At 65.2% G+C, this 25,369-nt stretch carries 29 protein-coding genes and 1 tRNA gene; 13 read left to right on the forward strand and 17 right to left on the reverse strand.

Annotated features, from left to right (window positions below; genetic code table 11):
* Positions 1–58: 58 nt before the first annotated feature.
* The 3 genes from HHL25_RS17335 (at position 59) to HHL25_RS17345 (ending at position 1,858) form a co-directional block, all read left to right on the forward strand.
* On the forward strand, positions 59–742 hold the full coding sequence (locus HHL25_RS17335; RefSeq protein WP_169593892.1) for a hypothetical protein: 684 nt from the start codon (positions 59–61) through the stop codon (positions 740–742).
* Between the two features lie 70 nt (positions 743–812).
* Entirely contained in the window at positions 813–1,355 is a 543-nt protein-coding gene (gene hpt, locus HHL25_RS17340) for a hypoxanthine phosphoribosyltransferase (protein ID WP_169593894.1), read from the forward strand.
* A 143-nt stretch (positions 1,356–1,498) separates the two neighbouring features.
* Positions 1,499–1,858 carry a response regulator gene (locus tag HHL25_RS17345; protein ID WP_169593896.1) on the forward strand — a complete coding sequence of 120 codons (360 nt, stop codon included), beginning with the start codon at positions 1,499–1,501 and terminating at the stop codon, positions 1,856–1,858.
* A 42-nt stretch (positions 1,859–1,900) separates the two neighbouring features.
* Here HHL25_RS17345 and HHL25_RS17350 read toward each other — a convergent pair whose 3' ends face one another.
* The 4 genes from HHL25_RS17350 to argH form a co-directional block, all read right to left on the reverse strand.
* On the reverse strand, positions 1,901–4,546 hold the full coding sequence (locus tag HHL25_RS17350; RefSeq protein ID WP_169593898.1) for a TIGR02302 family protein: 2,646 nt from the start codon (positions 4,544–4,546) through the stop codon (positions 1,901–1,903).
* 169 nt (positions 4,547–4,715) lie between these two features.
* Positions 4,716–5,984 (reverse strand): diaminopimelate decarboxylase, encoded by a 1,269-nt coding sequence (gene lysA, locus HHL25_RS17355; protein ID WP_169593899.1) that lies wholly within the window; start codon positions 5,982–5,984, stop codon positions 4,716–4,718.
* A 13-nt stretch (positions 5,985–5,997) separates the two neighbouring features.
* Complete coding sequence (lptM, locus tag HHL25_RS17360) at positions 5,998–6,207, reverse strand: LPS translocon maturation chaperone LptM (protein WP_246701862.1); 210 nt, start codon at positions 6,205–6,207, stop codon at positions 5,998–6,000.
* A gap of 85 nt (positions 6,208–6,292) precedes the next feature.
* Positions 6,293–7,696 carry an argininosuccinate lyase gene (argH, locus tag HHL25_RS17365; protein WP_169593901.1) on the reverse strand — a complete coding sequence of 468 codons (1,404 nt, stop codon included), beginning with the start codon at positions 7,694–7,696 and terminating at the stop codon, positions 6,293–6,295.
* Positions 7,697–7,720: 24 nt separating this feature from the next.
* On the opposite strand from argH, the gene tlpA reads away from it, so the two are divergent.
* The 3 genes from tlpA (at position 7,721) to HHL25_RS17380 (ending at position 9,103) form a co-directional block, all read left to right on the forward strand.
* Positions 7,721–8,383: a thiol:disulfide interchange protein TlpA gene (gene tlpA / locus HHL25_RS17370; protein WP_169593903.1), complete on the forward strand. Its 663-nt coding sequence runs from the start codon at positions 7,721–7,723 to the stop codon at positions 8,381–8,383.
* Positions 8,384–8,462: 79 nt separating this feature from the next.
* Positions 8,463–8,705, forward strand: coding sequence for a type II toxin-antitoxin system VapB family antitoxin (locus tag HHL25_RS17375; protein WP_169593905.1), 243 nt, complete (start codon positions 8,463–8,465; stop codon positions 8,703–8,705).
* On the forward strand, positions 8,702–9,103 hold the full coding sequence (locus HHL25_RS17380; RefSeq protein ID WP_315853085.1) for a type II toxin-antitoxin system VapC family toxin: 402 nt from the start codon (positions 8,702–8,704) through the stop codon (positions 9,101–9,103). Before HHL25_RS17375 ends, HHL25_RS17380 begins: the two co-directional genes overlap by 4 nt.
* A 7-nt stretch (positions 9,104–9,110) precedes the next feature.
* On the opposite strand, the gene HHL25_RS17385 is transcribed toward HHL25_RS17380, so the two are convergent.
* The 7 genes from HHL25_RS17385 to HHL25_RS17415 form a co-directional block, all read right to left on the reverse strand.
* Positions 9,111–9,992: a 3-hydroxybutyryl-CoA dehydrogenase gene (locus HHL25_RS17385; protein ID WP_169593907.1), complete on the reverse strand. Its 882-nt coding sequence runs from the start codon at positions 9,990–9,992 to the stop codon at positions 9,111–9,113.
* Positions 9,993–10,121: 129 nt separating this feature from the next.
* A complete protein-coding gene (locus HHL25_RS17390; protein ID WP_169593910.1) occupies positions 10,122–11,051 on the reverse strand; it encodes an electron transfer flavoprotein subunit alpha/FixB family protein in 930 nt (309 codons plus the stop codon).
* A gap of 27 nt (positions 11,052–11,078) precedes the next feature.
* On the reverse strand, positions 11,079–11,828 hold the full coding sequence (locus HHL25_RS17395; protein WP_169593911.1) for an electron transfer flavoprotein subunit beta/FixA family protein: 750 nt from the start codon (positions 11,826–11,828) through the stop codon (positions 11,079–11,081).
* 175 nt (positions 11,829–12,003) lie between these two features.
* Positions 12,004–12,789 (reverse strand): rhomboid family intramembrane serine protease, encoded by a 786-nt coding sequence (locus HHL25_RS17400; protein ID WP_169593913.1) that lies wholly within the window; start codon positions 12,787–12,789, stop codon positions 12,004–12,006.
* A gap of 28 nt (positions 12,790–12,817) precedes the next feature.
* On the reverse strand, positions 12,818–13,396 hold the full coding sequence (locus HHL25_RS17405) for a cob(I)yrinic acid a,c-diamide adenosyltransferase (RefSeq protein ID WP_169593915.1): 579 nt from the start codon (positions 13,394–13,396) through the stop codon (positions 12,818–12,820).
* Between the two features lie 13 nt (positions 13,397–13,409).
* Positions 13,410–13,607 carry a twin transmembrane helix small protein gene (locus HHL25_RS17410; RefSeq protein ID WP_169593917.1) on the reverse strand — a complete coding sequence of 66 codons (198 nt, stop codon included), beginning with the start codon at positions 13,605–13,607 and terminating at the stop codon, positions 13,410–13,412.
* A gap of 27 nt (positions 13,608–13,634) precedes the next feature.
* Entirely contained in the window at positions 13,635–14,468 is an 834-nt protein-coding gene (locus HHL25_RS17415; RefSeq protein WP_169593919.1) for an SDR family oxidoreductase, read from the reverse strand.
* A 96-nt stretch (positions 14,469–14,564) separates the two neighbouring features.
* On the opposite strand from HHL25_RS17415, the gene HHL25_RS17420 reads away from it, so the two are divergent.
* Positions 14,565–15,464 carry a YihY/virulence factor BrkB family protein gene (locus tag HHL25_RS17420; protein WP_169593920.1) on the forward strand — a complete coding sequence of 300 codons (900 nt, stop codon included), beginning with the start codon at positions 14,565–14,567 and terminating at the stop codon, positions 15,462–15,464.
* On the opposite strand, the gene gluQRS is transcribed toward HHL25_RS17420, so the two are convergent.
* On the reverse strand, positions 15,432–16,325 hold the full coding sequence (gene gluQRS, locus HHL25_RS17425) for a tRNA glutamyl-Q(34) synthetase GluQRS (RefSeq protein WP_169593922.1): 894 nt from the start codon (positions 16,323–16,325) through the stop codon (positions 15,432–15,434). The genes HHL25_RS17420 and gluQRS overlap by 33 nt on opposite strands.
* Before the next feature lie 53 nt (positions 16,326–16,378).
* Here gluQRS and HHL25_RS17430 point away from each other — a divergent pair, with 53 nt between their 5' ends.
* Together HHL25_RS17430 and HHL25_RS17435 are read left to right on the forward strand one after the other, a co-directional pair.
* Positions 16,379–17,026 (forward strand): DNA-3-methyladenine glycosylase family protein, encoded by a 648-nt coding sequence (locus HHL25_RS17430; RefSeq protein ID WP_169593924.1) that lies wholly within the window; start codon positions 16,379–16,381, stop codon positions 17,024–17,026.
* 85 nt (positions 17,027–17,111) lie between these two features.
* Entirely contained in the window at positions 17,112–17,669 is a 558-nt protein-coding gene (locus tag HHL25_RS17435; RefSeq protein WP_169593926.1) for an HNH endonuclease, read from the forward strand.
* A gap of 4 nt (positions 17,670–17,673) precedes the next feature.
* On the opposite strand, the gene HHL25_RS17440 is transcribed toward HHL25_RS17435, so the two are convergent.
* Together HHL25_RS17440 and HHL25_RS17445 are read right to left on the reverse strand one after the other, a co-directional pair.
* Positions 17,674–18,189 (reverse strand): disulfide bond formation protein B, encoded by a 516-nt coding sequence (locus HHL25_RS17440; RefSeq protein ID WP_169593928.1) that lies wholly within the window; start codon positions 18,187–18,189, stop codon positions 17,674–17,676.
* A gap of 15 nt (positions 18,190–18,204) precedes the next feature.
* A complete protein-coding gene (locus tag HHL25_RS17445) occupies positions 18,205–18,795 on the reverse strand; it encodes a YqaA family protein (RefSeq protein WP_169593930.1) in 591 nt (196 codons plus the stop codon).
* Between the two features lie 191 nt (positions 18,796–18,986).
* Between HHL25_RS17445 and HHL25_RS17450 the strand changes: the two genes are divergently transcribed.
* Positions 18,987–19,071: transfer RNA gene (locus tag HHL25_RS17450), tRNA-Leu, on the forward strand.
* A gap of 227 nt (positions 19,072–19,298) precedes the next feature.
* Positions 19,299–20,336: a lysylphosphatidylglycerol synthase transmembrane domain-containing protein gene (locus HHL25_RS17455; RefSeq protein WP_169593932.1), complete on the forward strand. Its 1,038-nt coding sequence runs from the start codon at positions 19,299–19,301 to the stop codon at positions 20,334–20,336.
* A gap of 31 nt (positions 20,337–20,367) precedes the next feature.
* On the opposite strand, the gene HHL25_RS17460 is transcribed toward HHL25_RS17455, so the two are convergent.
* On the reverse strand, positions 20,368–21,231 hold the full coding sequence (locus HHL25_RS17460; RefSeq protein ID WP_169593934.1) for a LysR substrate-binding domain-containing protein: 864 nt from the start codon (positions 21,229–21,231) through the stop codon (positions 20,368–20,370).
* Between the two features lie 115 nt (positions 21,232–21,346).
* Between HHL25_RS17460 and HHL25_RS17465 the strand changes: the two genes are divergently transcribed.
* A complete protein-coding gene (locus HHL25_RS17465) occupies positions 21,347–21,754 on the forward strand; it encodes a tautomerase family protein (RefSeq protein WP_169593935.1) in 408 nt (135 codons plus the stop codon).
* A gap of 51 nt (positions 21,755–21,805) precedes the next feature.
* Here the strand turns inward: HHL25_RS17465 and HHL25_RS17470 are convergent, their stop codons facing one another.
* The gene (locus HHL25_RS17470; protein ID WP_169593937.1) at positions 21,806–22,240 is read right to left on the reverse strand and encodes a hypothetical protein; all 435 of its coding nucleotides are present in this window, start codon (positions 22,238–22,240) and stop codon (positions 21,806–21,808) included.
* 200 nt (positions 22,241–22,440) lie between these two features.
* On the opposite strand from HHL25_RS17470, the gene HHL25_RS17475 reads away from it, so the two are divergent.
* Entirely contained in the window at positions 22,441–24,078 is a 1,638-nt protein-coding gene (locus tag HHL25_RS17475; protein ID WP_169593939.1) for an AMP-binding protein, read from the forward strand.
* Between the two features lie 11 nt (positions 24,079–24,089).
* On the opposite strand, the gene HHL25_RS17480 is transcribed toward HHL25_RS17475, so the two are convergent.
* Entirely contained in the window at positions 24,090–25,367 is a 1,278-nt protein-coding gene (locus HHL25_RS17480; protein ID WP_169593942.1) for a GNAT family N-acetyltransferase, read from the reverse strand.
* Between the last annotated feature and the right edge of the window lie 2 nt (positions 25,368–25,369).

The following is a 25,369-nucleotide window of genomic DNA, read 5'->3' on the forward strand; positions in this document are numbered from 1 at the left end:
TTCGTTTCAATGCCCAGATTTGGCCGGTCCGCGGGCGATTGCGAAAGGCTGTTGGAAGATGAACGCATTCCGCTCCAGAAGGCACGCCGCCGCACCGGACATCGACCTCCTGCCGCCCGACAGGCCGAGGATGACGCATGCCTGGCCGATCCGCGTGACGGAAGACATCGTCGACGCCGAGTTCGTCACGGTCCGCGAAAGCGCGCCGCGCCGGCCCTCCGATGCCTGCAGCTCCAACGACAATCACCGCCGGACCGCCGACAGGGGCTGGTCGGCGTCGCGGCCAGTCAGCAGGCGCACCTTTGCCGCAGGCATCCTGTCCCGGCTGGAAAACCTGCTGCAGACACTTTCAGACAAGGGGTTCGCCGCCTTCGTTTCGCTCGTCTTCGTCGCGATCTTCGCGCTTGCCGGGCTGATGGTCGGCGAGCCGGGGACGAGGGCCAATGCCGAGCCGCTCGACATCACCCACGTCAGCCTCACGCCGCACGACGACGACGGCATGCGGGTCCTGCAGGTCAACGCGATCATCGAGAACCGTGGGACGCGGACAAGCGTGCTGCCAAAGCTGCGCGCCGACCTGATCGCGGGCGGCCAGGTGATCGCCAGCACCTATATCGCCACCCCTGTCAGCGAAATCGATGCCGGCCACAGCCGCGGCATCACGGCCAGGCTCCTGCATCCCGGTGGAAAAATGCCGGAACTTCGGCTTTCCTTCGAGGAAACGGGTGCCTCGCGCTCCTGACTATGCTATCGGCCAACACTCTCGACGCTCGGTCCCGACAGGCCGTGCCGCAGTCCTGAAGGAGTGAACCATGCCCGTCGTCCGCGGAAAGAACATCGAACCGCTCTATACCGCCCGGCAGATCAACGAGCGCAACCACCAGATCGCCGCCGAGATCGCCAAGGGACCTGCCGACGATCTGCTGGTGATTGCCGTGCTCAAGGGCTCCTTCATCTTCGCTGCCGACCTGATCCGTGCGCTGCATGACGTCGGTCTTGCTCCGGAGGTCGAGTTCATCACCCTGTCCAGCTATGGCACAGGCACTGTCTCGCAAGGGGTCAGGATCGTGAAGGACATCGACAGCGACGTGAAGGGCCGCAACGTGCTCCTGATCGATGATATCCTCGAGTCCGGCCGGACGCTCAAGTTCGCCAAGGAACTGCTTTACGAGCGTGGTGCCGCCCATGTTTCGCTGGCCGTGCTTCTCGACAAGAAAGTCAAGCGCCAGGAACAGCTTGAGGCCGATCACGTCGGCTTCGAATGCCCCGACTACTTCGTCGTCGGCTACGGCATGGACGTGGCCTATGCCTTCCGCGAACTGCCCTTCGTCGGCGTCGTCACGGGCGACGCCTGAGGTCTTCGCCGGGGCTGACTTTCGCCCCGAAACGAAGAGCACTTGTTAACCATGGGGGCGGTCGGCCCCCGCGGCGTTTACCGATCGCAAAGGAAACTCTGGTGATTTCGCTTCCGGGACAGCGAATGAACGGAGTAGCGATCATGGCGAGAATTCTGATTACCGAGGACGAGGATTCCCTCCGCTCCTTCGTGGCGCGCGCCCTCCGTCTCGACGGCCATGAGACTTTCGAGGCCGCCGACGGTGCCGAAGGCCTGGAGCGCCTGGGTGAGAAGGAGTTCGATCTCCTGCTGTCGGATATCCGCATGCCGGTGATGGACGGGATCGAGCTTGCCCATCGCGCCGCGTCATCTTTCCCAGACCTCAAGATCCTGCTGATGACCGGCTATGCCGAGCAGCGTGAACGCGCCGACGATCTCGCCGCGAAGATCATCGATGTCGTGTCGAAGCCCTTTGCGCTGCCGGACATCCGTGCCGCCGTTGCCCGCGCACTGGCGAGCTGACGTCTGCCTGCCGGGCGACATGTCGGCCGGCGATAACCCTGCCTACTGGATGTCGAGCAGTCGTTCGAGATAGCGCCGCTCCAGTTCCGGACCGGCATTCTCCCCAAGCTTCTTGCGGATCGCCTCGAGGATTTCGCGTGCGCGCTGCACGTCGATCTCGTCGGGCACGTTGACGCGTTCGCCGAAGTCCGGGCCTGAGCTGGCTCTCGGCCGACCGAGCGGATCGCGGCCGTTCTGGCCGCCTTGCCCCATGCCCTGCTGCTCGCCCTGCTGGCCCCGCATGGCCTGCATCATCTGGTTCATCATGTCTCGCGCGCCCTTGCGCAGGGCCTCCAGAGCCTTGCCCTGTCCCTCGACGGCGCGGCTGCCCTGGCTCTTGCCGAGCGCTTCGCCCGCGCCGCGCATCTCGCGTCCGGCCTCTCCGAAACCCTCGCCGGGCTCGACGCCCAGTTCCTTCAGGCCCTTCTGCAGTTCGCCGAGCTGCTTGCCGAGCTGCTCCTGCTGGGCACGAAGGTTCTTCAGTGCCTCGCGCAGCTGTTCGGCGGTCATGCGATCGGTCGGAGAGCCCTGTTGGCCGTCCTCGCCCTGCTGGCCCTCCTGCGGCTGCTGGCCGCCTTCTCCTTCCGGCGGCATCTGCTCGAGAAACTCGCCGTCCTCGCCGTCGCCGGGATCGCCACGCTGCATGCGGTCCTTCAGCGCCTGGTCGAGACGGAAGGTCTCGTCCATCAGCTTCTGCTGCTCCTGCATGATCTCGCCGAGCTTGTCGATCTGCTGGCGGACCTGGCTGTTCTCCTGCTGCTGGCCGCCGCGCTGCGGGCGTCCGGCCTGCAGGTTGTTCATCATGCGCTGCAGCTCGGAGAGCATCTGGCGCGCGGCGTCGCGATTGCCGGAGCGCGCCAGGTTCTCGATCTGGTTCATCATGTTTTCGAGGTCGCGCTGGCGCAGCACGTTCTGGGCCGACTGCTGCTGCTGTTGCCCCTGGGCATCCGGCTGCCGTTCCGCGAGCGCCTTCATGAAATCCTGCATGGCGGCGCGTAGCTCGTCCATCAGCTTCTTGACTTCCTCGTCCGGGGCGTTGCGTTCGAGCGCGTCGGCGAGGGCCTGCTGGGCGTCGCGCAACTTGCGTTCGGCAAGCGACAGGTCCCCGCCGTCGATGCCGAGCGCGATCTCCCAGAGATAGTCGGCGGTGCCTTTCAGATCTTCCGTCGTGCGGGCAAGCTTCATGCGCGCCTGGGCCGACTGGATCAGCAGGTAGTGCGTGGTGTTGGGGATCGTTTCGTCTGGACGGAGCGACAGTGCCTCGTTGAGGGCGATCGATTGCGGCAGGTCGCGCACATCCAGCGCGAAGACCTGACGCTCCTCGGCGACCGCGGCGGCCAGCGGCTCGACGAAGGCGCGCGCCGGCAGGACCATCTCGTGGGGCTGGCTGCGCCCGGTCTGGCCGGCACCATCGGCCGCGACGAGAGTGATCCTGACCTTGCGGCCTGAAAGCGGATGTTCCGTGATGTTGCGGCTCGAGACGCCCTTGGCTTCGCGGGAATTATGGCGCGGCAGGTCGAGCTTGTAGTCGGGCAGCGGGTAGAGCGGCAGGGCATCGGGCTTCTGATCGACCGGCTCGATCTCGGCAAAAGCCTTGGAAAGCCCGTAGTCGTCCTGCGCCTTGAAGCCGATTTCGAGCGCGCCGTTTGCGCTGCGCCGCGGAAGGCCGTCGAAGGCGATCTCCGGCGCCTTGTCGGCGATCACCTCGATCCGCCACTGGTGCCCACCGACCAGCAGGTCCCCGCTCGTTCCGAGCTTCCATTCGTAGACACGGGCGGCGGGTGCCGCTTCCGCCGTCTGCTGCTTGGCCGGATCTTCCGCGGTTTCATCCTCAGGGACCGCGGCTGCGACGTCCGTCACGGCACCGCTGTCGGCGGCACGGAAGATCACCTTTTCATCGGCGCCACCGCCGGTGATGCGCACGGTCGCCTGGGCATTCTGCGGCACCCGCACAAGGCCTTCGGTCGCACCGTCCAGACCCGACAGGAAGACCGGAGCCTGGCTGGTATAGGCCGGCGGGGTGATCCAGGCGTCGATGCGCATGTCGGGCATGTCCCCGGTCCGCGGCTGCTGGCGGAAGGCGTCGGCGATGACGCCGGCGCCGTTCGAGCTGGAATAGGCGAGTGCGACGGCAAACAGCAGCGCGGGGATGGCGCGCAAGGCATAGCGGTCGAAGCGGGCTATGTCGGGGCGTGGCAGGCCGGCGTCCAGGGCCGCGATCGTCTCGGCCATGCGCCTCTGGTGTTCGACCCACAGCGCACGGGCGAAGGGTGTCTCGAAGGCGGGTTCGTCATCCTGTACGGCGACCGGCTGGTGCGGCAGGTGGTTGCGCTCCTCGAGCAACCGGTCGGCCTCTTCGCTTGCCGGCCAGCGCAGCCGGGCGAAGGGCAGGAGGCTCGCGACGAAGGCGAAGGTCAGCACGAAGACGAGAACGAGCCGAACGGCGTCGGGCAGTTGCCGATAGACGCCGAGCCAGGCGAGCGAGATGAATATGGCGGCGATGCCTGCCAGCGGTATGAAGAGCGGCAGAAGCCGTTCGGCAAACAGCACGAGCCTTGCGAGGAAGCGCTTGATCGCCACCCGCCGCGCCAGGGCCGGGTCGTTGCGAAACGCTCCTGTTCTCGTTCCACCCGGCTGAGGAGGGGTCATCCGTCGGGTCTCCGTTGAGCGGGCCTTGGACCGGGAAAGGTCGCGAGCCGGCCTTTTGCCTTCTCCGGGGAGGATAGCATTGTTTGTGGCGAAGACGAGGGCGGACGGCGCGCTCAGTCCGCTTTTTTGCCGCGGTCGCCGAAAAGTGAACGGCCGCCGCGGGTGCCGATCAGTCCAGCCAGGCCGGAACCGAATCGAGTTTGATCATGTCGTCATAGCTCGGACGCGGGCGAATCACATGGAACTCGCTGTCCTTGACCAGCACTTCCGGCACCAGCCGGCGGGTGTTGTAGGTGCTCGCCTGGACGGCGCCATAGGCGCCTGCCGAGCCCACGGCCATCAGGTCGCCCGCCTTCGGCATCGCCATTTCCCGGTCGAGCGCGAGATAGTCGCCGGTCTCGCAGACGGGGCCGACGACGTCGGCGCGGATGCGCGGTGCGCTTGCCGCCTGGATCACTACCGGGCGGATCTCATGGTGGGCCTCGTAGAGGGTCGGGCGGATCAGGTCGTTCATCGCCGCGTCGACGATCACGAAGGTCTTTTCGCCGCCGTCCTTTACATAGATGACCTCGGTCACCAGGATGCCGGCATTGCCGACGATCAGGCGGCCCGGCTCCGCGACGATCTTGCAGTTCAGCCCGGCCAGCTGTTCCTTGACGATCCGGGCATAGTGGTCCGGTTCCGGCGGCGGGTTGTTGTCGTCCTTGTAGGGAATGCCCAGGCCACCGCCCACGTCGACGTGATCGATCGCATGGCCGTCGGCGCGCAGCGTCTCGACCAGTTCGCGCAGCAGCCGGAACGCGTCCTCGAAGGGCTGCAGCTCGGTGATCTGGCTGCCGATGTGCATGTCGATGCCGGTGACCTTGATGCCGGGCAGGCTGGCTGCGCGGGCATAGACGGCACGGGCGCGCTCGAAGGAAATGCCGAACTTGTTTTCCTTCTTGCCGGTCGAGATCTTGGCGTGGGTCTTCGCATCGACGTCCGGATTGACGCGGAAGGAGACATGCGCCTGCTTGCCCGCCTTGACGGCACGGGCATTCAGAACCTCGAGTTCCGGTTCGCTCTCGACGTTGAAGCAGTAGATGCCTGCCTCGAGGCCCAGGTCCATTTCGGAGACCGTCTTGCCGACGCCGGAAAACATGATGCGGTTTGCCGGGATGCCGGCGGCGAGCGCGCGGCGCAGTTCGCCTTCCGAGACGACATCGACGCCGGCCCCGAGCCTGGCGAGGGTCTTGAGGACCGCCTGGTTCGAGTTGGCCTTCATCGCATAGCAGACCATGGATTCGACGCCGGCGAAGGCCTTGGAGAAGACCTTGTAGTGACGTTCGAGGGTGGCCGTCGAATAGCAGTAGAAGGGTGTCCCGACCGCCTTGGCGATGTCGAGTACGGAAACGTCCTCGGCGTAGAGCACGCCGTCGCGATAGTCGAAGTGGTTCACGGGCTACGACCTGTCAGAGAAGGGGATCGAGGATGAAGGGGTCGTCGGCGACGGTCGGTTTCTGTGCCTTCTGGCCGGGTGCCAGCTTGTTCTGCTCGGCCGCCGGCATGTTCGGCGGATCGAGGTCGGCCTTTCGTCCGCAGCCAGTCAGCACCAGGGCGGCTGCCAGGATGCCGGCTGCCATCGTCGCACGGGAAAGCGTCTTCACCATCACCCAATCCATCGAAAATCTCGTCTCTTTAGCCTGTAGCGAAAATTGGGGCGCTTGTGCACCCTCAATCTCGTGATGACGGCTTAAACGAGCGTGATCAGTTGCGCGCCCGCCACCAGGCGATCTGCCGGCGCACTTCTTCCGGTGCGGTGCCGCCATAGCTCTTGCGGCTGGCGACGGAGGCCTCGACGGTCAAGACGTCGAAGATGCCGGCGGTGATGGCCGGGTTGATCGACTGGAGGTCTTCGAGCGACAGTTCCGACAGGTCGCAGCTCTTCGCCTCGGCCATGGCGACGGCCTTGCCGGTCGCATGATGGGCGTCGCGGAACGGAAGGCCCGCCTCGCGCACCAGCCAGTCGGCGAGATCGGTCGCGGTCGAGTAACCCGAACCGGCCGCTGCCTTCATCTTGTCGGTGCGCACCGTCATGTCGCGGACCATGCCGGTCATGGCGGCGATTGCCAGTTCCAGGCTTTCGGCCGAGTCGAAGACCTGTTCCTTGTCTTCCTGCATGTCCTTGGAATAGGCGAGCGGCAGACCCTTCATCACGGTCAGGAGCGCGATCAGGGAACCGTTGATGCGACCGGTCTTGGCGCGCACCAGTTCGGCGGCGTCCGGGTTCTTCTTCTGCGGCATGATCGACGAGCCGGTGGAAAAGGCGTCCGACAGGCGGATGAAGCCGAATTGCGGGGTCGACCAGATGACGATTTCTTCGGCGAGCCGTGACAGGTGCGTGGCGCAGATCGAGGCGATCGACAGGAACTCGAGCGCGAAGTCGCGATCGGACACGGTGTCGATCGAGTTGCGGGTCGGTTCGCGGAAGCCGAGCGCCTGAGCTGTCATGTGGCGGTCGATGGCAAAGCCGGTGCCGGCAAGGGCGGCTGCCCCGATCGGGCTCTCGTCCATGTGTTCGATCGCGTGTCGCACGCGCTGGCGGTCGCGGCCGAACATCTCGACATAGGCCATGCAGTGATGGCCGAAGGTCACCGGCTGGGCGGTCTGCAGATGGGTGAAGCCGGGCATCACGGTCGCGGCGTGTTCTTCGGCGCGGTCGAGGAAGGCGGCGATCAGCGACGTCAGAGATCCCTCGACCTTCTGCAGTTCCTCCTTGACCCAGAGACGGAAATCGAGCGCCACCTGGTCGTTGCGCGAGCGGGCGGTGTGAAGGCGTCCGGCGGCCGGGCCGATCAGCTCGGCAAGGCGCGCCTCGACGTTCATGTGGATGTCCTCAAGCTTGCGCGAGAACTCGAACCGGCCTTCCTCGATCTCTGACAGGATCGTGTTCAGGCCGTGAACGATCTTGTCTTTGTCTTCGCCGGTGATGATGCCTTGATGGGCGAGCATGGTCGCATGGGCGATCGAGCCGCGGATGTCCTGGGCGTAAAGCTTCTTGTCGAAACCGATCGAGGCATTTATCTCCTCCATGATGGCGGCCGGCCCGGACGCGAAGCGACCGCCCCACATCTGGTTGGAGGATTTCGTGTTCGTGGTGTCCTCAGCCATTCGATGCCCATCCTGGAGACTGCGATGACAGAAAAAAGACCGCTCGGACTTCCTTCCGCCAAGCTTGTGTTGATTGCGGCGGTCGCCGGGATCATGGCCGGCGCGGTCGCGGTATACGTGAAGCAGGCCGGGTCTGGCAATGGCGCCGAGACGGCGGACGCGGCCCAGTGCGCGGGGAGCATCGAAAAGGCCGCGGCCTTGAAGCCCTTCACCGCTGGCGAAGTCGCGGCGATGGTGGCGGCTAGCGAGCCGCGCCTGATCGGCGGTCTCAACTTCAAGGACCAGGCGGACAAGGCCACGACCCTTGCCGACTTCTCCGGCAAGACGCTGCTGGTCAATCTCTGGGCCACGTGGTGCGTGCCCTGCCGCGAGGAAATGCCGGCCCTCAACGCGCTGCAGAAGGCCGAGGGCAGCGACAGGTTCCAGGTGCTGGCGATCAACATCGATACCGGGCCGGTCGACAAGCCGAAGGCTTTCCTCGACGAGATCGGCGTCGATGCGCTCGGGCTTTATCGCGACGCCAGCATGGGCGTGTTCAACACGATGAAGAAGGAAGGCCTCGCCTTCGGCCTGCCGGTCACCCTGCTTCTCGACGGCAAGGGCTGCCTGCTCGGTGCGATGAACGGTCCTGCCCAATGGGACAGCAAGGATGCCCGGGCGCTGGTTGCGGCAGCGGCAGGCTCGTGAGCGCCTGAGCCCACCTGCTGTATGGATGACTTTTTGCGGCTGTCATGATAGTCTTTTTTGATAGACGAAGGGGTTCGCGATGACGCTGCAGATCAGAGATGCCCGTGCTCGCGCCCTCGCGCAGGAACTTGCGGAAAAACGCAAGGTGACCCTGACCACGGCGGTCATTCAGGCGCTGGAGGGCGAACTGAAGCGGGAGGGCGGCAAAGTGAGCCTCGCCAAGAGGGTCGCGCAACTGGCTGGCGAGTTGAAGGATCAGGCGGGACCTGGCGGGCGGACGCCGAGCAAAGACGAGATCGACGACATGTGGGGTCAACCGTGATCTTCATCGACACGTCGGTCATCGTCGCCCTTCTCGCGGGCGAGGACGATGCCGCCGCCTATGCGGATCGTATCGAGAGATCAGGCGCTCGCTTCACGTCCGGTCTGGTGGTCCTGGAGGCGTCGATGCGCCTCGCGACCATGCTGGACCTTGATCCCGTCCTGGTCGAATCCCGAATTCAGGTCCTTTTGCGCGAGGCCGAGATCGAGCTTCTGCCGATCGACGGTCCGGTCGCCACCGTCGCTGTCCAGGCCTTTGCGACCTATGGCAAGGGGAGAGGACATCCCGCGCGGCTCAATCTCGCGGACTGCATGTCCTATGCCTGTGCCAGGGTTCACGGCCTGTCATTGATGTTTAAGGGCGAGGATTTTGCCCTGACGGACATCCCCGCCGCCTGAAGCGTCTTTACCGCGTCGGGACCGGCACTTCGCCGCGGTAGTCGTAGAATCCGCGGCCGGACTTGCGGCCGAGCCAGCCGGCCTCGACATACTTCACCAGCAGCGGACAGGGGCGGTACTTGCTGTCGGCCAGGCCGTCGTGCAGCACCTGCATGATCGACAGGCAAGTGTCGAGGCCGATGAAGTCGGCAAGCTGCAGCGGGCCCATCGGATGGTTGGCGCCGAGCTTCATCGCGGTGTCGATCGCCTCGACCGAGCCGACGCCCTCATAGAGCGTGTAGATCGCCTCGTTGATCATCGGCAGCAGGATGCGGTTGACGATGAAGGCCGGGAAATCCTCGGCGACGGTGATCGTCTTTTCCAGCGAACGGACGAAGGTCTTAGCGGTTTCGAAAGTCACCTCTTCGGTCGCGATGCCGCGCACCAGCTCGACGAGCTTCATCACCGGAACCGGGTTCATGAAGTGGATGCCCATGAAGCGTTCCGGGCGGTCGGTCGAGGCGGCGAGGCGGGTGATCGACAGCGAGGAGGTGTTGGTGGCGAGCAGCGCCTCCGGCTTCAGGACCGGGCAGAGCTGGGCGAAGATCTTGCGCTTGACCGTCTCGTCCTCGGTGGCGGCCTCGATCACGAGGTCCATCGGCGCCATGTCGTTGATATCGGTGGTGCCGGAGATGCGGGCAAGGGCCGCCTTGCGGTCCTCATCGGCGAGTTTGCCGTTGGTCACCTGGCGGGCGAGATTGCCGTTGATGGTGGCGAGGCCGGCCTCGATGCGATCCTTGGCCAGGTCGTAGATGGTGACCTTGTAACCCGCGAGCGCCGAAACATGGGCGATCCCGCAGCCCATCTGGCCCGCGCCGACGATCCCCACATTGCCAATAGTCGTAGCCATCCCGTTCTCCTCGCCAGGCTTTGATCGCATTTCATGAAAATGCCGGGCCAACGAAAGCCGGCCCGGCAAATTGATAGACCCCCGCGGGGCGTTTTTCCAGCCCTTTCGCAGTTGCGAAAGGAACGCGGATCAAAGCGCCTTCTGGAGTTCCGGCAGGGCCTCGAAGAGGTCGGCGACGAGGCCGTAGTCGGCGACCTGGAAGATCGGGGCTTCCTCGTCCTTGTTGATCGCGACGATGACCTTCGAGTCCTTCATGCCGGCGAGGTGCTGGATGGCACCCGAGATGCCGCAGGCGATGTAGAGCTGCGGGGCGACCACCTTGCCGGTCTGGCCGACCTGCCAGTCGTTCGGCGCATAGCCGGCATCGACGGCGGCGCGGGACGCGCCGACGGCGGCACCGAGCTTGTCGGCGACGGGCAGGATCACTTCCTGGAACTTCTCCGACGAGCCGAGTGCGCGGCCGCCCGAGATGATGATCTTGGCGGAGGTCAGTTCCGGGCGGTCCGACGACGACAGGGCGTCCGAGACATGGCTCGAAAGACCCGGATTGGCAGCCGCCGAGATGGTCTCGACAGCGGCCGAGCCACCTTCGGAGGCCGCGGCGAACGACGCCGTGCGCACGGTGATGACCTTCTTGGCGTCGGTCGACTGGACGGTCTGGATGGCGTTGCCGGCATAGATCGGACGCTTGAAGGTGTCGGCCGAGACGACCTCGATGATTTCCGAAACCTGCATCACGTCGAGAAGGGCGGCAACGCGCGGCAGCACGTTCTTGCCGACCGAGGTGGCCGGGGCGATGATCGTGTCATAGGCGCCGGCCAGCGAAACGATCAGGGCTGCGAGCGGCTCCGCCAGGTTGTTGGCGAGAGACGCGTCGTCCGCGAGAAGCACCTTGGAAACGCCAGCGAGCTTTGCCGCCGCGTCGGCGGCAGCCTTGGCGCCGGCACCGGCGACCAGCACATGGACGTCGCCGCCGATCTTGGTCGCGGCGGTGAGCGCCTTGGCCGTCTGGTCGGAGACGGTTGCGTTGTCGTGTTCTGCCAGAAGAAGAATGGCCATGTTCAATATCTCCTCAAATCTTCCGGATCAAAGCACGCCGGCTTCGGTCTTCAGCTTCTCGACCAGTTCGGCGACCGACTTGACCTTGACGCCAGCCTTGCGACCCGACGGCTCCTCGGTCTTCAGCACCTTCAGGCGAGCAGCGGTGTCGACGCCGAAATCGGCCGGGCTCTTCTTGTCGAGCGGCTTCTTCTTTGCCTTCATGATGTTCGGCAGCGAGGCATAGCGCGGCTCGTTGAGGCGAAGGTCGGTGGTGACGATCGCCGGGAGCTTGACTTCGATGGTCTGCAGGCCGCCGTCGACTTCGCGCGTCACCGTCGCCTTGTCGGCGCGGAGATCGAGTTTCGAGGCAAAGGTCGCCTGGCTCCAGCCGAGCAGGGCCGAAAGCATCTGGCCGGTCTGGTTGGCGTCGTCGTCGATCGCCTGCTTGCCGGTGATGACGAGGCCCGGGGCTTCCGCCTCGACCACGCCCTTCAGGATCTTGGCGACCGCGAGCGGCTCGACCTGATCTTCGGTCTCGACCAGGATCGCACGATCCGCACCCATTGCAAGCGCCGTGCGCAGCGTTTCCTCTGCCTTGGCCGGGCCGATCGAAACAACCACGACTTCGTCCGCCTTGCCGGCTTCCTTCAGGCGAAGCGCCTCTTCGACCGAGATTTCGTCGAACGGGTTCATCGACATCTTGACGTTCGCCAGCTCAACGCCGGAACCATCAGGCTTCACACGGATCTTGACGTTGTAGTCAACAACCCGCTTGACGGTAACGAGTACTTTCATGAGTTCCTTCCTTCATTGCCCTGCCTGAAAATGCGCTTTCAGGCGGCTATCCGATAGTCAGTGGGCGACATGGATACGCATTTTTTTCCCAATTACAACGTCCTCGGGTGCCGATGACTATCCTTAAAACGATTAACTGACGTTTACGTCCACGTAAAATATTGGCTCTGGCCGCTCATCGGCCCCATTGCAGCGTCCGTCGCGGTCCGCCGGCTTGCGGGACGGGGGTCGACGGCGGCGTGGTGGTCCGGTGCACGACCGCCTTCGGGGTGACGATCGTCCGGTCGAACAGCGGCACGCCGCGCCGCCGCATAACGACGACCAGAAGCGCCCCGGCGAGAATGCCCCCGACATGGGCGCCCCAGGAGACCGTGCCTTCGCCATCGGTCGCCAGCATGACGAATTGCTGGCCGATCCAGAAGGCGAGCGGCAGGAAGGCCGGAAGTGGCAGTGGAAAGCGGAGGAGCACGAGCACCCAGATCCGCACCTTCGGATGCAGCATGAGGTAGGCGGCGACGACGCCGGACACGGCACCCGAGGCGCCGATCAGCGGGGCCTGCGAGAGGGGTGCGACCAGTCCGTGAAACAGCGCACCGGCGGCGGCGCAGAGAAGATAGAAGAGCAGATACCGGACATGTCCGAGCGCGTCTTCGACATTGTCGCCGAACACCCAGAGGAACAGCATGTTCGAGCCGAGATGCATCAGGTCGGCATGGAGGAAGGAATAGGTGACGAGTGTCGCATCCGGCGGCACGATGGCGAGCGCCGGATCGAGCACGGCGCTGTCGAAGACCACCGCCGGGATGAAGCCGAACCCGTAGACACTGGCCTCCGCGACCGCTTCAGGGGTCAGCAGGACGGTGAAGGCGAAGACCAGCGCGTTGACGAGGATCAGGCCGCCGGTGACGTATTGGCGCCGGATGTGCTTGAGGGCGTTGCGATCGTGCAGCGGAATGAACATTCGCGCGCCCCTTCGGCCCGTTGGCGGTTCAGCGGTTCTTGCCGGGAACCCAGAGGATGTCGGCCTTGCCGCCGTCATTGGCGAAACGGGCGGCCACGAAGAGGAAATCCGACAGGCGGTTGATGTATTTCAGCGCCGGTTCGGCCACCGTCTCGCCGTCGAAGCGCGACAGTTCCACCATGATGCGTTCCGCGCGCCTTGCGACGGTGCGTGCGAGGTGCAGGTGTGCGGCTGCCAGCGAGCCGCCCGGGAGGATGAAGGATTTCAGCGGGTCGAGATCGGCGTTCAGCCGGTCGATCTCGCTTTCGATGCGGATCACCTGCGCCTCGATCACCCGCAGCGGTTCATAGGACAACACTTCGCCGGTCTCGGGCGCTGCAAGGTCCGCGCCGAGATCGAAAAGATCGTTCTGGATGCGCATCAGCATGGCATCAAGCTCCGCCATCTCGCCGGTGTGCAGGCGGGCGACGCCGATCGTCGAGTTCACCTCGTCGATCGATCCATAGGCGTCGACGCGCAGGTCGTGCTTGAGGCGGCGCGGACCCGAGACAAGGGCGGTCGTGCCGTCGTCGCCGGTGCGGGTGTAGATCTTGTTCAGTCGGACCATTGCCGGTTCCCCCTCAGCGGCCGCCGCCGGTCAGCCACAGTGTCAGCATGATCAGCGCGATGGCGATCGCCTGCAGGACGAGGCGCGCCTGCATCAGCTTGTTCGACGTGTTGCCGCTGCCGCCCTTCAGCATGTTGAACAGGCCCCGGATGAGGACGAGGACGACGAGGCCCATGACGATCAGGGCGAGGACGGTGGTGAAGCCGGACATGTTTTCTCTGTTGCTTTCTTTTCAGGCTCAGTCCAGCGATCGCATCAGCCTGTAGAACAGGTCGGCCGGCAATAGCCGTTTCAGCAACGCGCCCTGCCGGGCCGGTGTGGTCACGAGATAATGTGGGCGGGGTCGCGCCGCGGTCAAGGCATGTTTCAGCACTTTGTAGACCGCCTCCGGACCGAGCTTGTGGCGATTGATCGGGCCGGTTCCGTTGAGGCGGGCAAGCTGGCGCCTGTACTCCTCCGCATGGGCCGAATTTTCCAGGTCGACATTGGCCTCGATCATCTTCAGCGCGTTGGCGGTGAAGCGGCTTTCGATCGGGCCTGGTTCGATCAGGCTGACATGGATACCGGTGCCCTCGAGCTCCATGCGGAGCGTCACGCTGAGCCCCTCGAGAGCATATTTCGAAGCCGTGTAGGCTCCGCGGTAGCGGTAGGGCAGGATGCCGAGGATCGACGAGCACTGGACGATGCGGCCTTCGCCGCGGGCGCGCATCAGCGGTATGATGCGCCGGGTCAGTTCATGCCAGCCGAAGACGTTCGTCTCGAACTGCCGGCGCAGGACATCGGTCGAAAGGTCCTCGATCGCGCCGGGCTGGCCATAAGCGCCGTTGTTGAAGAGGGCATCGATGCGGCCGCCGGTGCGCTCGGATACGGTGTCGACGAGCGCGGCGATGCTGTCGGTGTCGGTATAGTCCATCAGCAGGGTCTCGATGCCGTCCGCTTCGAGCGAGGCCCTGTCTTCCTCGTTGCGCACCGTGGCGAAGACCCGCCAGCCATCGGCCTTGAGCGCCCTGGCGCAATGGGCGCCGATGCCCGACGAGCATCCGGTCACGATGATGTTGCGGCGATCGGTCATCGAATGTGTCCTGTACAAACCGCTTCCGTTTCCCATATTCGTTCGCGGGTGACAATCGGCCGTCGATCGGTGGCCGGCCGAATTCAAGGAGATCGGATGCCGGCATTCCTGCGCATGCTCTACAAGGTCAGCTTCGACGCGCTCAATCATTTCAGCGAGGATGACGGCTGGGCCATGGCGAGTCACGTCGCATTGTCGGTGCTGCTCGCCGTCTTTCCCTTCCTGATCTTCGGAACTGCGCTTGCCAGTTTTCTCGGTGCCGACAGCTTTGCCGAGACCGCCGTACACATCATCTTCGACACATGGCCGGAAGCGATCGCCAAGCCGCTTTCCGAACAGGTGGTGCAGGTGCTCACCATTCCACGCGGCGGCCTTCTGACGATCTCGGTGCTTGCGGCCGCCTATTTCGCCTCCAACGGGGTCGAGGCGCTGCGGGTCTCCCTGAACCGGGCCTATCGCGTCGTCGAGACGCGCCGGTGGTATCTGACGCGTCTCCTCAGCCTCGGCTTCATGCTCGGCGGCGTGGCGGTGCTCGCCGCGATCAGCGCGCTGCTCGTCGCGGTGCCGGTTGCGCTCGGCTTCGCGGAGAAATGGTTCCCCTGGCTCGAAGGTGTGCTCGCGACCCTTTCGGACTGGCGCATCTACGGCACGCTCGGGCTGCTCGCCTTCGGCCTGGTGCTGTCGCATCTCAGCCTTCCCGATGGTCACCGCCGCATTCGAGATGTCCTTCCCGGGGTTCTGCTGACTCTCGTTCTCTGGCTGATCGGCGCCCTGATCTTCGCCTATTACCTGGCGAGCTTCGCCAACTATGCCGCCACCTATGCCGGTCTGGCGTCGATCATGGTCGTGCTGGTCTTCCTCTACATGGTGGGCGCGATCTTCATCATCGGCGCCGAATTCAATGCGGCGCTCCTGAAGTTCGAGGTGCTCGGCCAGAAGGGCCTGGTCGAAGAGGCCAAGCCGTCAAAGGCCGACGAGCCGGCGAATATCGGCTGAGGTCGCCCCTTCCGCCCTGAGCGCCGAAAGGCCCGTATCGCCCTCGCTCTTCGATAGCTTCCGTCCGTCAGGCCCGAGGATCAGCCGGTGGTGGTAATAGACGGGTGCCGGAAGACCGAGCAGCGTCTGCAGCACCCGATGCACCGACGTCGCGTGGAAGAGGTCGAGGCCGCGCACCACATGGGTGATGCCCTGCGCCGCATCGTCGACGGTGACGGAGAGGTGATAGCTCGACGGCGCGTCGGACCGCCACAGGACCACGTCGCCCCAGGCCGCCGGATCGGCGGCGATTATTCCCGTTTCGCCGTCGCCCGTTTCCGTCCAGGAGAGCGTTCCGCCACATTCCTTGAGGGCGCGAAGCATGTCGAGCCGCCAGGCATGGCGCGTGCCCTCATCGATCATTCTCCGTCGCTCGTCCCCGCTGCGCTCCCGGTCGACGGGGGGGTAGCGGAGGGCGCCGTCCGGATCGCGCGGCCAGGGCGCGCCTTGCTTCCCCCCGGCTGCCTCCATGGTCGCCACATGGGCTTTCACCTCACCGCGGGTCATGAAGGCCGGATAGGCAAGCCCCCGGGCGATCAGGTCGTCGAGGGCCGCCCGATAGGCGTCGAGATGCTCCGACTGGCGGCGGACCGGGCGCTCCCAGTCGAGCCCGAGCCAGGCAAGGTCGTCATAGATCGCCTGTTCGAATTCGGGTGTACAGCGGATCACGTCTATGTCTTCCATGCGCAGCAGGAAGCGCCCGCCGAGCGCGCCGGCCATGTCGGCATTGAGCAGCGCCGAGAGGGCGTGGCCGAGATGCAGGAGGCCGTTGGGGCTTGGCGCGAAGCGCAGGGCCGGTCTTTGAATGGCAGGCGGGATCATCGGTCCATCTGGCACGAAATGCCGGGTGGCGAAAAGAGGGATTACGGGACGACATGACGATCCGCACCGCTGCCGATGTCGAGGCCGGCCTTGCCGCGCTTGTCGCGCTCGACCCGCGGCTCGAGCCGCTCGCCGTGCGGCTTTCCCCCCTGCCACTGCGCCTTGCCGAGCCGGGTTTTGCCGGTCTCGCCCACATCATCGTCTCGCAGATGGTCAGCCGCGCGAGTGCCGAGGCGATCTGGCGCCGCATCCTGCAGGCGGCGGGCGGCCTGCCCTCCGCCGAGACCTACCTGTCGATCGACCCGGAAGCGGCCGCCGGCCTCGGCCTGTCGCGGGCCAAGGCGGAAACTTTGCTCAACGCCGCGCGCGCGGTCGTCTCGGGCGATCTCGATCTCGAAGCGGTGGCAAAGCTCGATGCGGATGCTGCCGTGGGGCAACTGACCGCCCTGAAGGGCATCGGGCTCTGGACCGCGGAAGTCTACCTGATGTTCTGCGGCGGGCATCCCGATGTCTTTCCGGCCGGCGACGTGGCGCTTCGGGCCGCGGTCGGCGATGCGCTCGGTCATGCCGTGCGGCCCGAAATCCGTGAGGTCGCGACGATCGCCGAGGCGTGGACGCCCTGGCGCTCGGTCGCGGCCCGTCTCTTCTGGGCGCATTACGCGTCGCGGACTGGTCGCGAGGCGGCGCCGGCGGCCGAATAGCGCGGGCTTCGGAATTGGGCTTCACAATGCTGTAACAACGGACCTAATATGTAGGCGTAGGTGCCGAATCGCTCAGGAGAATGCCTTGACGATTGCAGTCTCGCCCCAGGCCTTGCCGGCGCTCGTCCTGAATGCCGACTACAGGCCGCTGAGTTATTATCCCTTGTCGCTGTGGTCCTGGCAGGACGCGATCAAGGCGGTCTTCCTCGACCGTGTCAACATCATCGCCGAATACGATCATTCCGTCTGCTCGCCGAGTTTCTCGATGCGGCTGCCGAGCGTCGTCAGCCTCAAGACCTATGTCCAGCCGACCCGCAATCCGGCCTTCACCCGCTTCAACGTGTTCCTGCGCGACAAGTTCGAGTGCCAGTATTGCGGCTCGGATCACGACCTGACCTTCGATCACGTGATCCCGCGCGCCCATGGCGGCGAGACCACCTGGGAAAATGTCGTCGCGGCCTGTTCGCCCTGCAATCTGAGGAAGGGCAGCAAGCTGCCGCGGCAGGCGCAGATGTTCCCGCACCAGAAGCCTTACCGACCGACCGTACAGGACCTGCACAACAACGGCCGTCTTTTCCCGCCCAACTATCTGCACGACAGCTGGGTCGACTATCTCTACTGGGATTCCGAACTGCAGCCCTGAGCGCTCAGGCGATGCGTCGGCGGAAGGTGGCCCAGACCGCGATCGCCGCAAGGGCGAGACTCGTCAGCACGTTCCAGCCGGCAAAGGACAGGCCGAGCACGCGCAGCGCCGCTTCGGTGCAGGAGGGGCCGCGTGTCTCGTTCAGGGCTTCCAGCACATTGCCCGGTGCGGCCCCGCCAGTCGCGCCGACCGCGCAGGTCGTCGGGCCTTCCCAGAACTTCCATTCGACGCCGGCATGATAGGTGCCGAGCCCGATGCTGACGATCATCAGCACGGCGATCACGGCGAACAGGCCGCGGGTGACGGCCGGTGGCAGCCTGAAGGCCGAGGACAGGATGGCGAGGAGACCGACGCCGACGCCGATGTAATAGGGGTTACGCTGCAGCAGGCAGAGCGCGCAGGGAATGTAGCCGCCGATGTGCTCGAAGCCGAGGGCCGAGCCGACGACGACGGCCATGCCGAACGTCAGAACCGCCGCGATCGCGGTGTCGGAGGTAAGGAGGGATGCGGGCTGGTTCATGGACGGTGTCCGATCTCAGTGAAGAAAATAGCGGTAGGCGACGTATAGCACGATCAGCACGGCGGCACCGACGCCGGCGATCTGGCCGAGACGCCTTTCGATGAAATCGCGGATCGGCTCGCCGTAGCGCTTCAGCAGCCAGGCAAGCAGCAGGAAGCGGGCGCCGCGGGCGACGATGGCCGACACGATGAACAGCCAGATGTTGATGTGGGCAACGCCCGAAAGGATGGTCACCACTTTGATCGGCGGAAGATGCGCGAGCCCCGAAGTCACCAGCAGCAACAGCACCATCTGGTAGTCGACCGAGGTGCGCAGGCGCTCGAAGGCGTCGAACTTGCCGTAGAATTCGAGGATCGGCTTGGCCACTGTCTCGAATGCGTAATAGCCGAGGAACCAGCCGGCGATGCCGCCGAGCACGGAGGCGACGGTGGCAATCAGCGCATAGCGATAGGCCTTCTGCGGTCTGGCGAGCGCCATCGGCAGGTAGAGCACGTCGGCGGGCACGAGGAAGACCGAGCTTTCGATGAAGGCGATGACCGCCAGCCATTTCTCCGCCGACTTGCGCGCGGCAAGCGACATGGTCCAGTCATAGAGGCGACGCAGCATGCTTCATTCCCTGATCTTCGGCCCGAGCGGTTTAAAGCAAGCGGACGGCCGCTGTAAACTCCCGGCGCCGCGACCCTTTATCCGCCGGGCAAACATTTGCGTGAACGGTCGCCGGCGTGAAAAAGGCGGTTGACCGCCTCGGCCCGCTTCGTATAGTCCGGCGCAGTCCTACCGACGCAAGTCGCTTCCGTGCCCCATTGGCGGAACTGGTAGACGCGCTCGACTCAAAATCGAGTTCCGAAAGGAGTGCTGGTTCGATTCCGGCATGGGGCACCATCGACATCCGATTCCAACATGCCGAGATGATGTCTTCACGGTCTCCACCCCGTGCAGCAAATGGTCGCGACTTCTTGATTTTCCCGGTGGTCCGGGGGAAGCTCCTGCCGCGGCGGTGAGCTTTGCCGGCGCGTCCGGAAATGACGAGTGCCCCCAGACCGATGTCCGAAACTCCCCGCAAGACCACGTGTGACTCGCTGTCTTCCCCGGTCGACGGAGGGTCTGTCGTGCCGCCTTCCGATGAGGACGCTGCCGGCTCTGCACTTTTCGACGAGATCGCGCGCCAGGGCGCGGGTGTCAGGCGCGCTGCGCTGTGGAGCTGGATCCCGGGCCTGCTTCTCGTCGCGGTCCTTCTCCTTGCGGTTTCCCGGTTCACGGAACTCCAGCATTTCGTCGCGCTCGCTTCGGCGGCCGATCCGCGCTGGCTCCTGCTCGGTCTCGTCGCCCAGGCGCTTACCTATCTCTGTGCCGGGGGCGTCTGGTGGCTGTCGCTCAAGCATGCGGGCTACCGGATGCGGCTGGCCGGTTTCGCCTCGCTCGGGCTCGGAAAGCTGTTCGTCGACCAGGCTCTGCCGACCGGCGGGGCGAGCGGCACGCTTCTGGTCGCGGCGAGCCTGCGCAATCGCGGCGTACCGCTCAGGATCGCGTTCTTCGCCATGCTGGTCGGGCTGTTCTCCTACTATGCGGCCTATCTCACCGCGGCGATCGCGAGCTTTGCGATCATCTGGACGAGCCATCGCATGGGCGCGGCGCTTGCCTCCGCCTTTGCCGTCTTCGCCGTCGTCGCGCTCTTCATCCCGCTTGCCGTCATCGCCATCAAGTCGGTGAGCGCGCGCTTCATCCCGGGCTGGCTCAGGCGCCGCCCGACCGTGCGGATCGTCCTGATGGAAATGGCCGAGGCGCCGCTGTTCGAGCTGATGAGCCTGCCGCTCTTTCTCGGTGCCTTCGGCTTCCAGCTGGCCGTCATCCTGCTCGATGCCGCCACCCTCTGGCTCGCCTTCCGTTCGATCGGCGTCGACGTCGATCCGTTCGTCGCCTTTGCCGGTATGGTCGCGGGCTCGATCGGGGCGACCATCGGTCCCGCCCCCCTCGGTCTCGGCACCTATGAGGCGTCGGCGGTGGCGGTCATGTCCATCCTCGGCATCCCTGTCGCTCCCTCGTTGACGGCCGTCGTCGTTTTCCGCGGCCTGTCCTTCTGGCTGCCGATGCTGCCAGGCCTGTGGTTCTCGCGTCGTGAGCTCGGCAGGTCCGCGCATCGGGCCTGAGATCCCGTCGAGCCCAGTTTGAAAGATCATTTCAGCCTCGATTGCCTGCCAGCGGCAACATCTCTGCCAGCAGATCGGCCAGGTCGGTTGCAGGCGCGCCGGCGTCGGGGCGCAGGCGGAGGGCGAATTCCGCCTCCGGCAGTTTCGGAAGACCGAGATCCCCGTCGAGCGGCCGAATCCCGTCGCCGGCCATGCGTCCGGTGCGGGCGGTGACGGCGATCCCGGCCTTCACCGCGGCCGCGAGGCCCGACAGGCTGGCGCTGGTCGCGGCGATCCGGTAGCGGCGGCCGGCGGCATCGAGGGCGGCGATCGCGGCATGGCGGAAACCGCAGGGCGCGTCCAGCAGGGCAAGCGGTACTTCTCCGTCGATCCCGTGGAGGCAGCGCGGCAGTCCCAGCCACAGCATCGGCTCGCGCAGCACCAGCCGTTCGTCGGTCGACGGGCCGCTGCGCATGGTGAGGGCGATGTCGAGTTCGGCGCGGTCGAAGGCCCCCGTCAGTTCCGCGGATCGACCAATCCGCAAATCGAGGCGCAGGCGCGGATGGCTCTCGGCAAACAGATTTAGGATGGACGGCAGCCCGCTTTCGGCAAAATCCTGGGTGCAGCCGAGGGCAATGCGTCCCTCGGCGCGCGTGCCCTTGAGGCTCAAGAGCGCCTCGCGATGGGCCGCGAGGATGCGGCGCGCATGGCCCACCAGCGCCTCGCCGGCCGGCGTCAGGCTCCGGCCACGGCCCACCTGTTCGAGCAGCGCGTCCCCGACGGTGCCTTCCAGGCGTTGCATCTGTGCCGTGACGGCAGAGGGCGAGCGGCCGACGATGTCGGCGGCGCGGGTCAGCGAGCCGGTCTCGGCGAAGGCGAGGAAGGTGCGGAGCAGTTCCGGATCGAGCGTTTCCATATTTCGATTTTGTCGAAATAATTTTGAATTACAATTCGATTTTTCTGATGTGTTGTTTCTGCGAAAACGGACTGGCCGGCCGAAATGTCCGGTCATCCATCGAGAAAGGTCCATCATGCCGATCATATCCGTCGCCATCACCACGCCACCCGACGCGGAGCGCTCCGCCCGCATCGCCGAGACTGTCACCGAGCTGACCCGCACGCATCTGCGTAAGGATCCGACGGTGACGGCCGTTGCCGTCACCCATGTCGATCCGGCCCACTGGTTCGCCGGCGGACGCGCGCTCGCCGACCAGGGGGCACAGAGCTTCTGGCTCGACATCAAGGTCGTGGACGGAACGAACACCAAGAGCGAGCTCGCCGATTATCTCGCGGCGATCTATGCGGCCTTCGGGGCACTGCTCGGCAATGTTCATCCGGAAAGCTACGTGCTCGTGCACGAGGTTCCCGCCGCCGCCTATGGCTTCGGCGGCAAGACGCAGGAGTTCCGTTTCATAGAGGGGCGCATGAGGGCCGCCTGACTGCGATCGGCCGAGGGTGCATCATCGGCCTGCCATGACAGGGGAAGGATGTCAGGCCTTGTCGGCGGCTTCCTTGCTCAGATGTTCGAGCAGGGTCTTCAACTCGCCGGCGCGGACCATCTGTGCCGGCGTGCGGCCGCCGAGCTCGGCCAGATGGTGGCCGCGATACCATTTTTCGGCGGCCTCGACCGAACCGAGGCTCTTTGCCGTGCGGGCGATCAGCAGGCGCTTGGCCTCCGCAGCCGGCAGGCTGCCGGCTTCGATCGCCGCTCCGACCCGGGAAATCGTGGTCTTCAGAGCCTGCTGCTTGATCTTCTGGCGCGTGGCGGAAACGGCCGGATGCACCGGCGCAACGATGTTGACCTTGGCGGTCGCGCCCGTGTCGGTGGCGGGTTTCCGGTTGATCGTCTTGGGGAGCAGGCTGGCATCCACGGTCACCTGTTTGACGGGTTGGCCCAGGCGGACCTTCTTGCCGGGAGTTTTCATGGATGTGCTTTCTGCCAGTTCGGGACGAATTCGATGCGATGCCGGCAAGGCCGGCTGACGGTCTTTAACGTTAGCATGCGGCTTTGAACGGTGTCCAGCGAACCGCCCCGCGGATCGGCCTTTCGGGGGCAGAGTGCACATCCATTGTGCAGTTGCGAAATGAATGATAGCAAAATGGCGATGTGAACTGGAAAACCGGCATGTTCCTGCCCGAAAACGGCTCCTACGAGCGCATTTATCGCGATTTTTCGTGGGAGATCCCGAAAGACTTCAATATCGGCCGCGCGGTCAGCGACGATTGGGCCGCCCGCGATCCGGATCGCGTCTGTCTGGAGCATTTCTCGCTCGACGGCGTGCATCCGTCGATGACCTATGGCGAACTCGCGGCGAAATCGGCCTCGTTTGCCAATGCGCTTACGGCGCTCGGCGTCGCGCCCGGTGACCGGGTCGCCCTGCTGCTGCCGCAGTCTTTCGAGACGGTTGTCGCCCATGTGGCGATCTACAAGATGGGGGCGATTGCACTGCCGCTCGCGCTGCTCTTCGGCGCCGAGGCGCTGGAGTACCGGCTTGCAGCAGCCGGGGCAAAGGTGATCGTCACCAATGATTTCGGCCTTTCGCGGCTCGGCGAAATCCGTTCCCGCCTGCCGGATCTCACGCAAGTGATCTCGATCGGGGCTGCCGGCGACGGCGTGCATGCATTCGGCGATCTCGTCGCGGCGCATCCGCCGGTCTTTGCCGTTGCCGATACGGGACCGGATACGCCCGCGCTGATGATCTTCACCTCCGGGACCACCGGCCCGCCGAAGGGCGCGCTGCATGGCCACCGGGTCCTGCCGGGCCATCTGCCCGGGTTCCAGATGGTGCATGATTTCCTGCCGCGTCCCGGCGACAAAATGTGGACCCCGTCCGATTGGGCCTGGGCCGGCGGGCTTCTCAACGCTCTGCTTCCGGCGCTGATGCTCGGCGTGCCGGTGGTCGCATCGCCTGCGCAGAAATTCGACCCCGACACGGCCTACCGGATCATGGCCGAGATGAAGGTTGCCAATGCCTTCATTCCGCCGACGGCACTCCGGCTGTTGAAATCGGTCGAGCGTCCGCGCGAACGCTATGATCTCTTGCTGCGCAGCATCGGCTCGGCCGGTGAGGCGCTCGGACGCGAGACCTATGAATGGGTGAAGGCGACGCTCGGCATCGTGCCGAACGAATTCTACGGCCAGACCGAATGCAACTTCGTTCTCGGCTCGGCCGCCCATCTCGGGGTGACGAAGGCCGGCGCGATCGGACGGGCGGTGCCCGGGCATCGAGTGGCGATCATCGACGACGCCGGTCGCGAGCTTCCGGCCGGAACGACCGGCCAGGTGGCCATCGCGCGGCCGGATCCGGTGATGTTCCTCGGTTACTGGAACGACGAGGATGCGACCCGGCGCAAGTTCGTCGGCGACTGGATGAAGACCGGTGATCTCGGGCGTCAGGACAAGGACGGCTATGTCGAGTTCTTCGGCCGCGACGACGACGTCATCACATCGTCGGGCTATCGCATCGGACCGGCCGAGATCGAGGACTGTCTGATCGGCCATCCGGCGGTCAGGCTCGCGGCGGCGATCGGCAAGCCCGATCCGCTGCGCACCGAGATCGTCAAGGCCTTCGTGGTGCTCGCCGAAGGCCATACGCCGAGCGTCGCACTTGCCGGTGAAATCCGCGACTGGGTCAAGCAGCGGCTCTCGATGCATGAGTACCCGCGCGAGGTCGAGTTCATCGACGAGATGCCTCTGACCACCAGCGGCAAGGTGATCCGCCGCCTGTTGCGTGATCGCGAGATGGCGATCGCGGCCGAATAGCCACGGATCCGTCAGTCGGCGAAGCGGCGGGACAGGATCTTGTCGCGCAGGATGCGGGCGAGATTGCGCGTGTTGCGATACATGTGGAGCTGGGTTGCCGCCTGGCGCATGTCGCGGTCGGCATTGGGCCTCAACCCGATCACCAGCGTTCCCATCTCCTCGCGCTCCTTCCAGAAGCGGCTCATGATCGGATGGTCCGACACGGCGCAACTGTCGGTGCGCTCGATGTTCGGGTCGTCGAGATGCCATTCGGTCAACTCGGAGAGCAGCAGCTTGCCCGGCGAATAGCGGGCGAAGCTCTCGTCATAGGCCGTCTTCCACGTATAGGCCTCGCCGGCCATGATGAAAACCACCATCGAGGCGACCGCGCGGCCGTTGAGGTCGAGCGTGTGGATACGCACGGCGTCGACTTCGGCGAGGTTGGTGATCGCTTCGCGGGCGAAAGCGGCGCGGAAGCGGTCCATGACCATGGCGGAACGCTTGCGGCCCTTCCAGCCGCTCGCCTCGAGCGCCAGGAATTCCTCCATCCTGAGCCGGATCTCCTCGGGCTGGCGGGCGACGTTATAGGTGACGCGGCCGTGCTCTCCCAGAAGGCGGAACTGGCGGCGCATCTCGCGCAGGTGCGACTTCGAGATCGTTTCCTTCAGATAGGTGTCGCCGTCGTCGTAGCTCTGCAGCATCGGCCGGTCGAAGGTGTTGGTGACGGTCAGCGGCAGGTCGCGGCCGATCGCCACTGCCTTGGCGAGCTGCGAGAAGCGGCCGTTGAGGCGCAGGTCCGGCAGAACGAGAATGCCCGGCAGCTTCGCCTCGGGACGGGAGAAGGCATCAAGCAGGTTGTCGATCGTCTCGGCCGCACCTTCGGCATCGACCAGCGGCGTGCCGAGCGGACCGAAGGGGTTCGACCACGCCCGGATGATCGAGGGGCCGACCGAAAAGCCGGGCTTCTCGACGGAGAAGGGCAGCATCAGGCGAACGCGGCTGCGGGTGCCGTTCTCGTCGCGCAGCACGGCGAGCCGGATCTGCCGTTCGTCGAGGCGCGGCATGGCGGGTGCAAGGAAGCGCGGAGCGAAAAAGACATTCGCCTCCATCACACGATAGGTGAGGAAGTCGAGTTCCTCCTGCAGGTCGTAGCCGACGCGGCCCGGATAGAGACTGAGCTGGCGGCCGGGGCGGCCCACATCGACACGCAGGTCCGCCGCGGGGCGCATCTCGCGCTCGTCCGCCAGGTTGTCGACCAGGCGATTGGCGCTGCTGTTCATGCTCTCGTTGTAGACTGGAGGTTCCACCATGG

Origin of the sequence: Rhizobium terricola (genome assembly GCF_012927355.1) — a bacterium.
Classification (GTDB): domain Bacteria; phylum Pseudomonadota; class Alphaproteobacteria; order Rhizobiales; family Rhizobiaceae; genus Allorhizobium; species Allorhizobium terricola.

Excerpts from the sequence above, each read along its gene's own strand:
- HHL25_RS17420 (WP_169593920.1), top strand. The coding sequence starts at position 14,565 with ATGCCGGCATTCCTGCGCATGCTCTACAAGGTCAGCTTCGACGCGCTC.
- HHL25_RS17335 (WP_169593892.1), top strand. The coding sequence starts at position 59 with ATGAACGCATTCCGCTCCAGAAGGCACGCCGCCGCACCGGACATCGAC.
- HHL25_RS17395 (WP_169593911.1), bottom strand. The coding sequence starts at position 11,828 with ATGAAAGTACTCGTTACCGTCAAGCGGGTTGTTGACTACAACGTCAAG.
- tlpA (WP_169593903.1), top strand. The coding sequence starts at position 7,721 with ATGACAGAAAAAAGACCGCTCGGACTTCCTTCCGCCAAGCTTGTGTTG.
- HHL25_RS17480 (WP_169593942.1), bottom strand. The coding sequence starts at position 25,367 with ATGGTGGAACCTCCAGTCTACAACGAGAGCATGAACAGCAGCGCCAAT.
- lptM (WP_246701862.1), bottom strand. The coding sequence starts at position 6,207 with ATGGATTGGGTGATGGTGAAGACGCTTTCCCGTGCGACGATGGCAGCC.
- HHL25_RS17440 (WP_169593928.1), bottom strand. The coding sequence starts at position 18,189 with ATGAACCAGCCCGCATCCCTCCTTACCTCCGACACCGCGATCGCGGCG.
- HHL25_RS17465 (WP_169593935.1), top strand. The coding sequence starts at position 21,347 with ATGCCGATCATATCCGTCGCCATCACCACGCCACCCGACGCGGAGCGC.
- HHL25_RS17475 (WP_169593939.1), top strand. The coding sequence starts at position 22,441 with ATGTTCCTGCCCGAAAACGGCTCCTACGAGCGCATTTATCGCGATTTT.
- HHL25_RS17390 (WP_169593910.1), bottom strand. The coding sequence starts at position 11,051 with ATGGCCATTCTTCTTCTGGCAGAACACGACAACGCAACCGTCTCCGAC.
- HHL25_RS17400 (WP_169593913.1), bottom strand. The coding sequence starts at position 12,789 with ATGTTCATTCCGCTGCACGATCGCAACGCCCTCAAGCACATCCGGCGC.
- HHL25_RS17470 (WP_169593937.1), bottom strand. The coding sequence starts at position 22,240 with ATGAAAACTCCCGGCAAGAAGGTCCGCCTGGGCCAACCCGTCAAACAG.
- argH (WP_169593901.1), bottom strand. The coding sequence starts at position 7,696 with ATGGCTGAGGACACCACGAACACGAAATCCTCCAACCAGATGTGGGGC.
- HHL25_RS17385 (WP_169593907.1), bottom strand. The coding sequence starts at position 9,992 with ATGGCTACGACTATTGGCAATGTGGGGATCGTCGGCGCGGGCCAGATG.
- gluQRS (WP_169593922.1), bottom strand. The coding sequence starts at position 16,325 with ATGATCCCGCCTGCCATTCAAAGACCGGCCCTGCGCTTCGCGCCAAGC.
- HHL25_RS17345 (WP_169593896.1), top strand. The coding sequence starts at position 1,499 with ATGGCGAGAATTCTGATTACCGAGGACGAGGATTCCCTCCGCTCCTTC.
- hpt (WP_169593894.1), top strand. The coding sequence starts at position 813 with ATGCCCGTCGTCCGCGGAAAGAACATCGAACCGCTCTATACCGCCCGG.
- HHL25_RS17410 (WP_169593917.1), bottom strand. The coding sequence starts at position 13,607 with ATGTCCGGCTTCACCACCGTCCTCGCCCTGATCGTCATGGGCCTCGTC.
- HHL25_RS17375 (WP_169593905.1), top strand. The coding sequence starts at position 8,463 with ATGACGCTGCAGATCAGAGATGCCCGTGCTCGCGCCCTCGCGCAGGAA.
- HHL25_RS17445 (WP_169593930.1), bottom strand. The coding sequence starts at position 18,795 with ATGCTGCGTCGCCTCTATGACTGGACCATGTCGCTTGCCGCGCGCAAG.
- HHL25_RS17415 (WP_169593919.1), bottom strand. The coding sequence starts at position 14,468 with ATGACCGATCGCCGCAACATCATCGTGACCGGATGCTCGTCGGGCATC.
- HHL25_RS17350 (WP_169593898.1), bottom strand. The coding sequence starts at position 4,546 with ATGACCCCTCCTCAGCCGGGTGGAACGAGAACAGGAGCGTTTCGCAAC.
- HHL25_RS17405 (WP_169593915.1), bottom strand. The coding sequence starts at position 13,396 with ATGGTCCGACTGAACAAGATCTACACCCGCACCGGCGACGACGGCACG.
- HHL25_RS17460 (WP_169593934.1), bottom strand. The coding sequence starts at position 21,231 with ATGGAAACGCTCGATCCGGAACTGCTCCGCACCTTCCTCGCCTTCGCC.
- HHL25_RS17430 (WP_169593924.1), top strand. The coding sequence starts at position 16,379 with ATGACGATCCGCACCGCTGCCGATGTCGAGGCCGGCCTTGCCGCGCTT.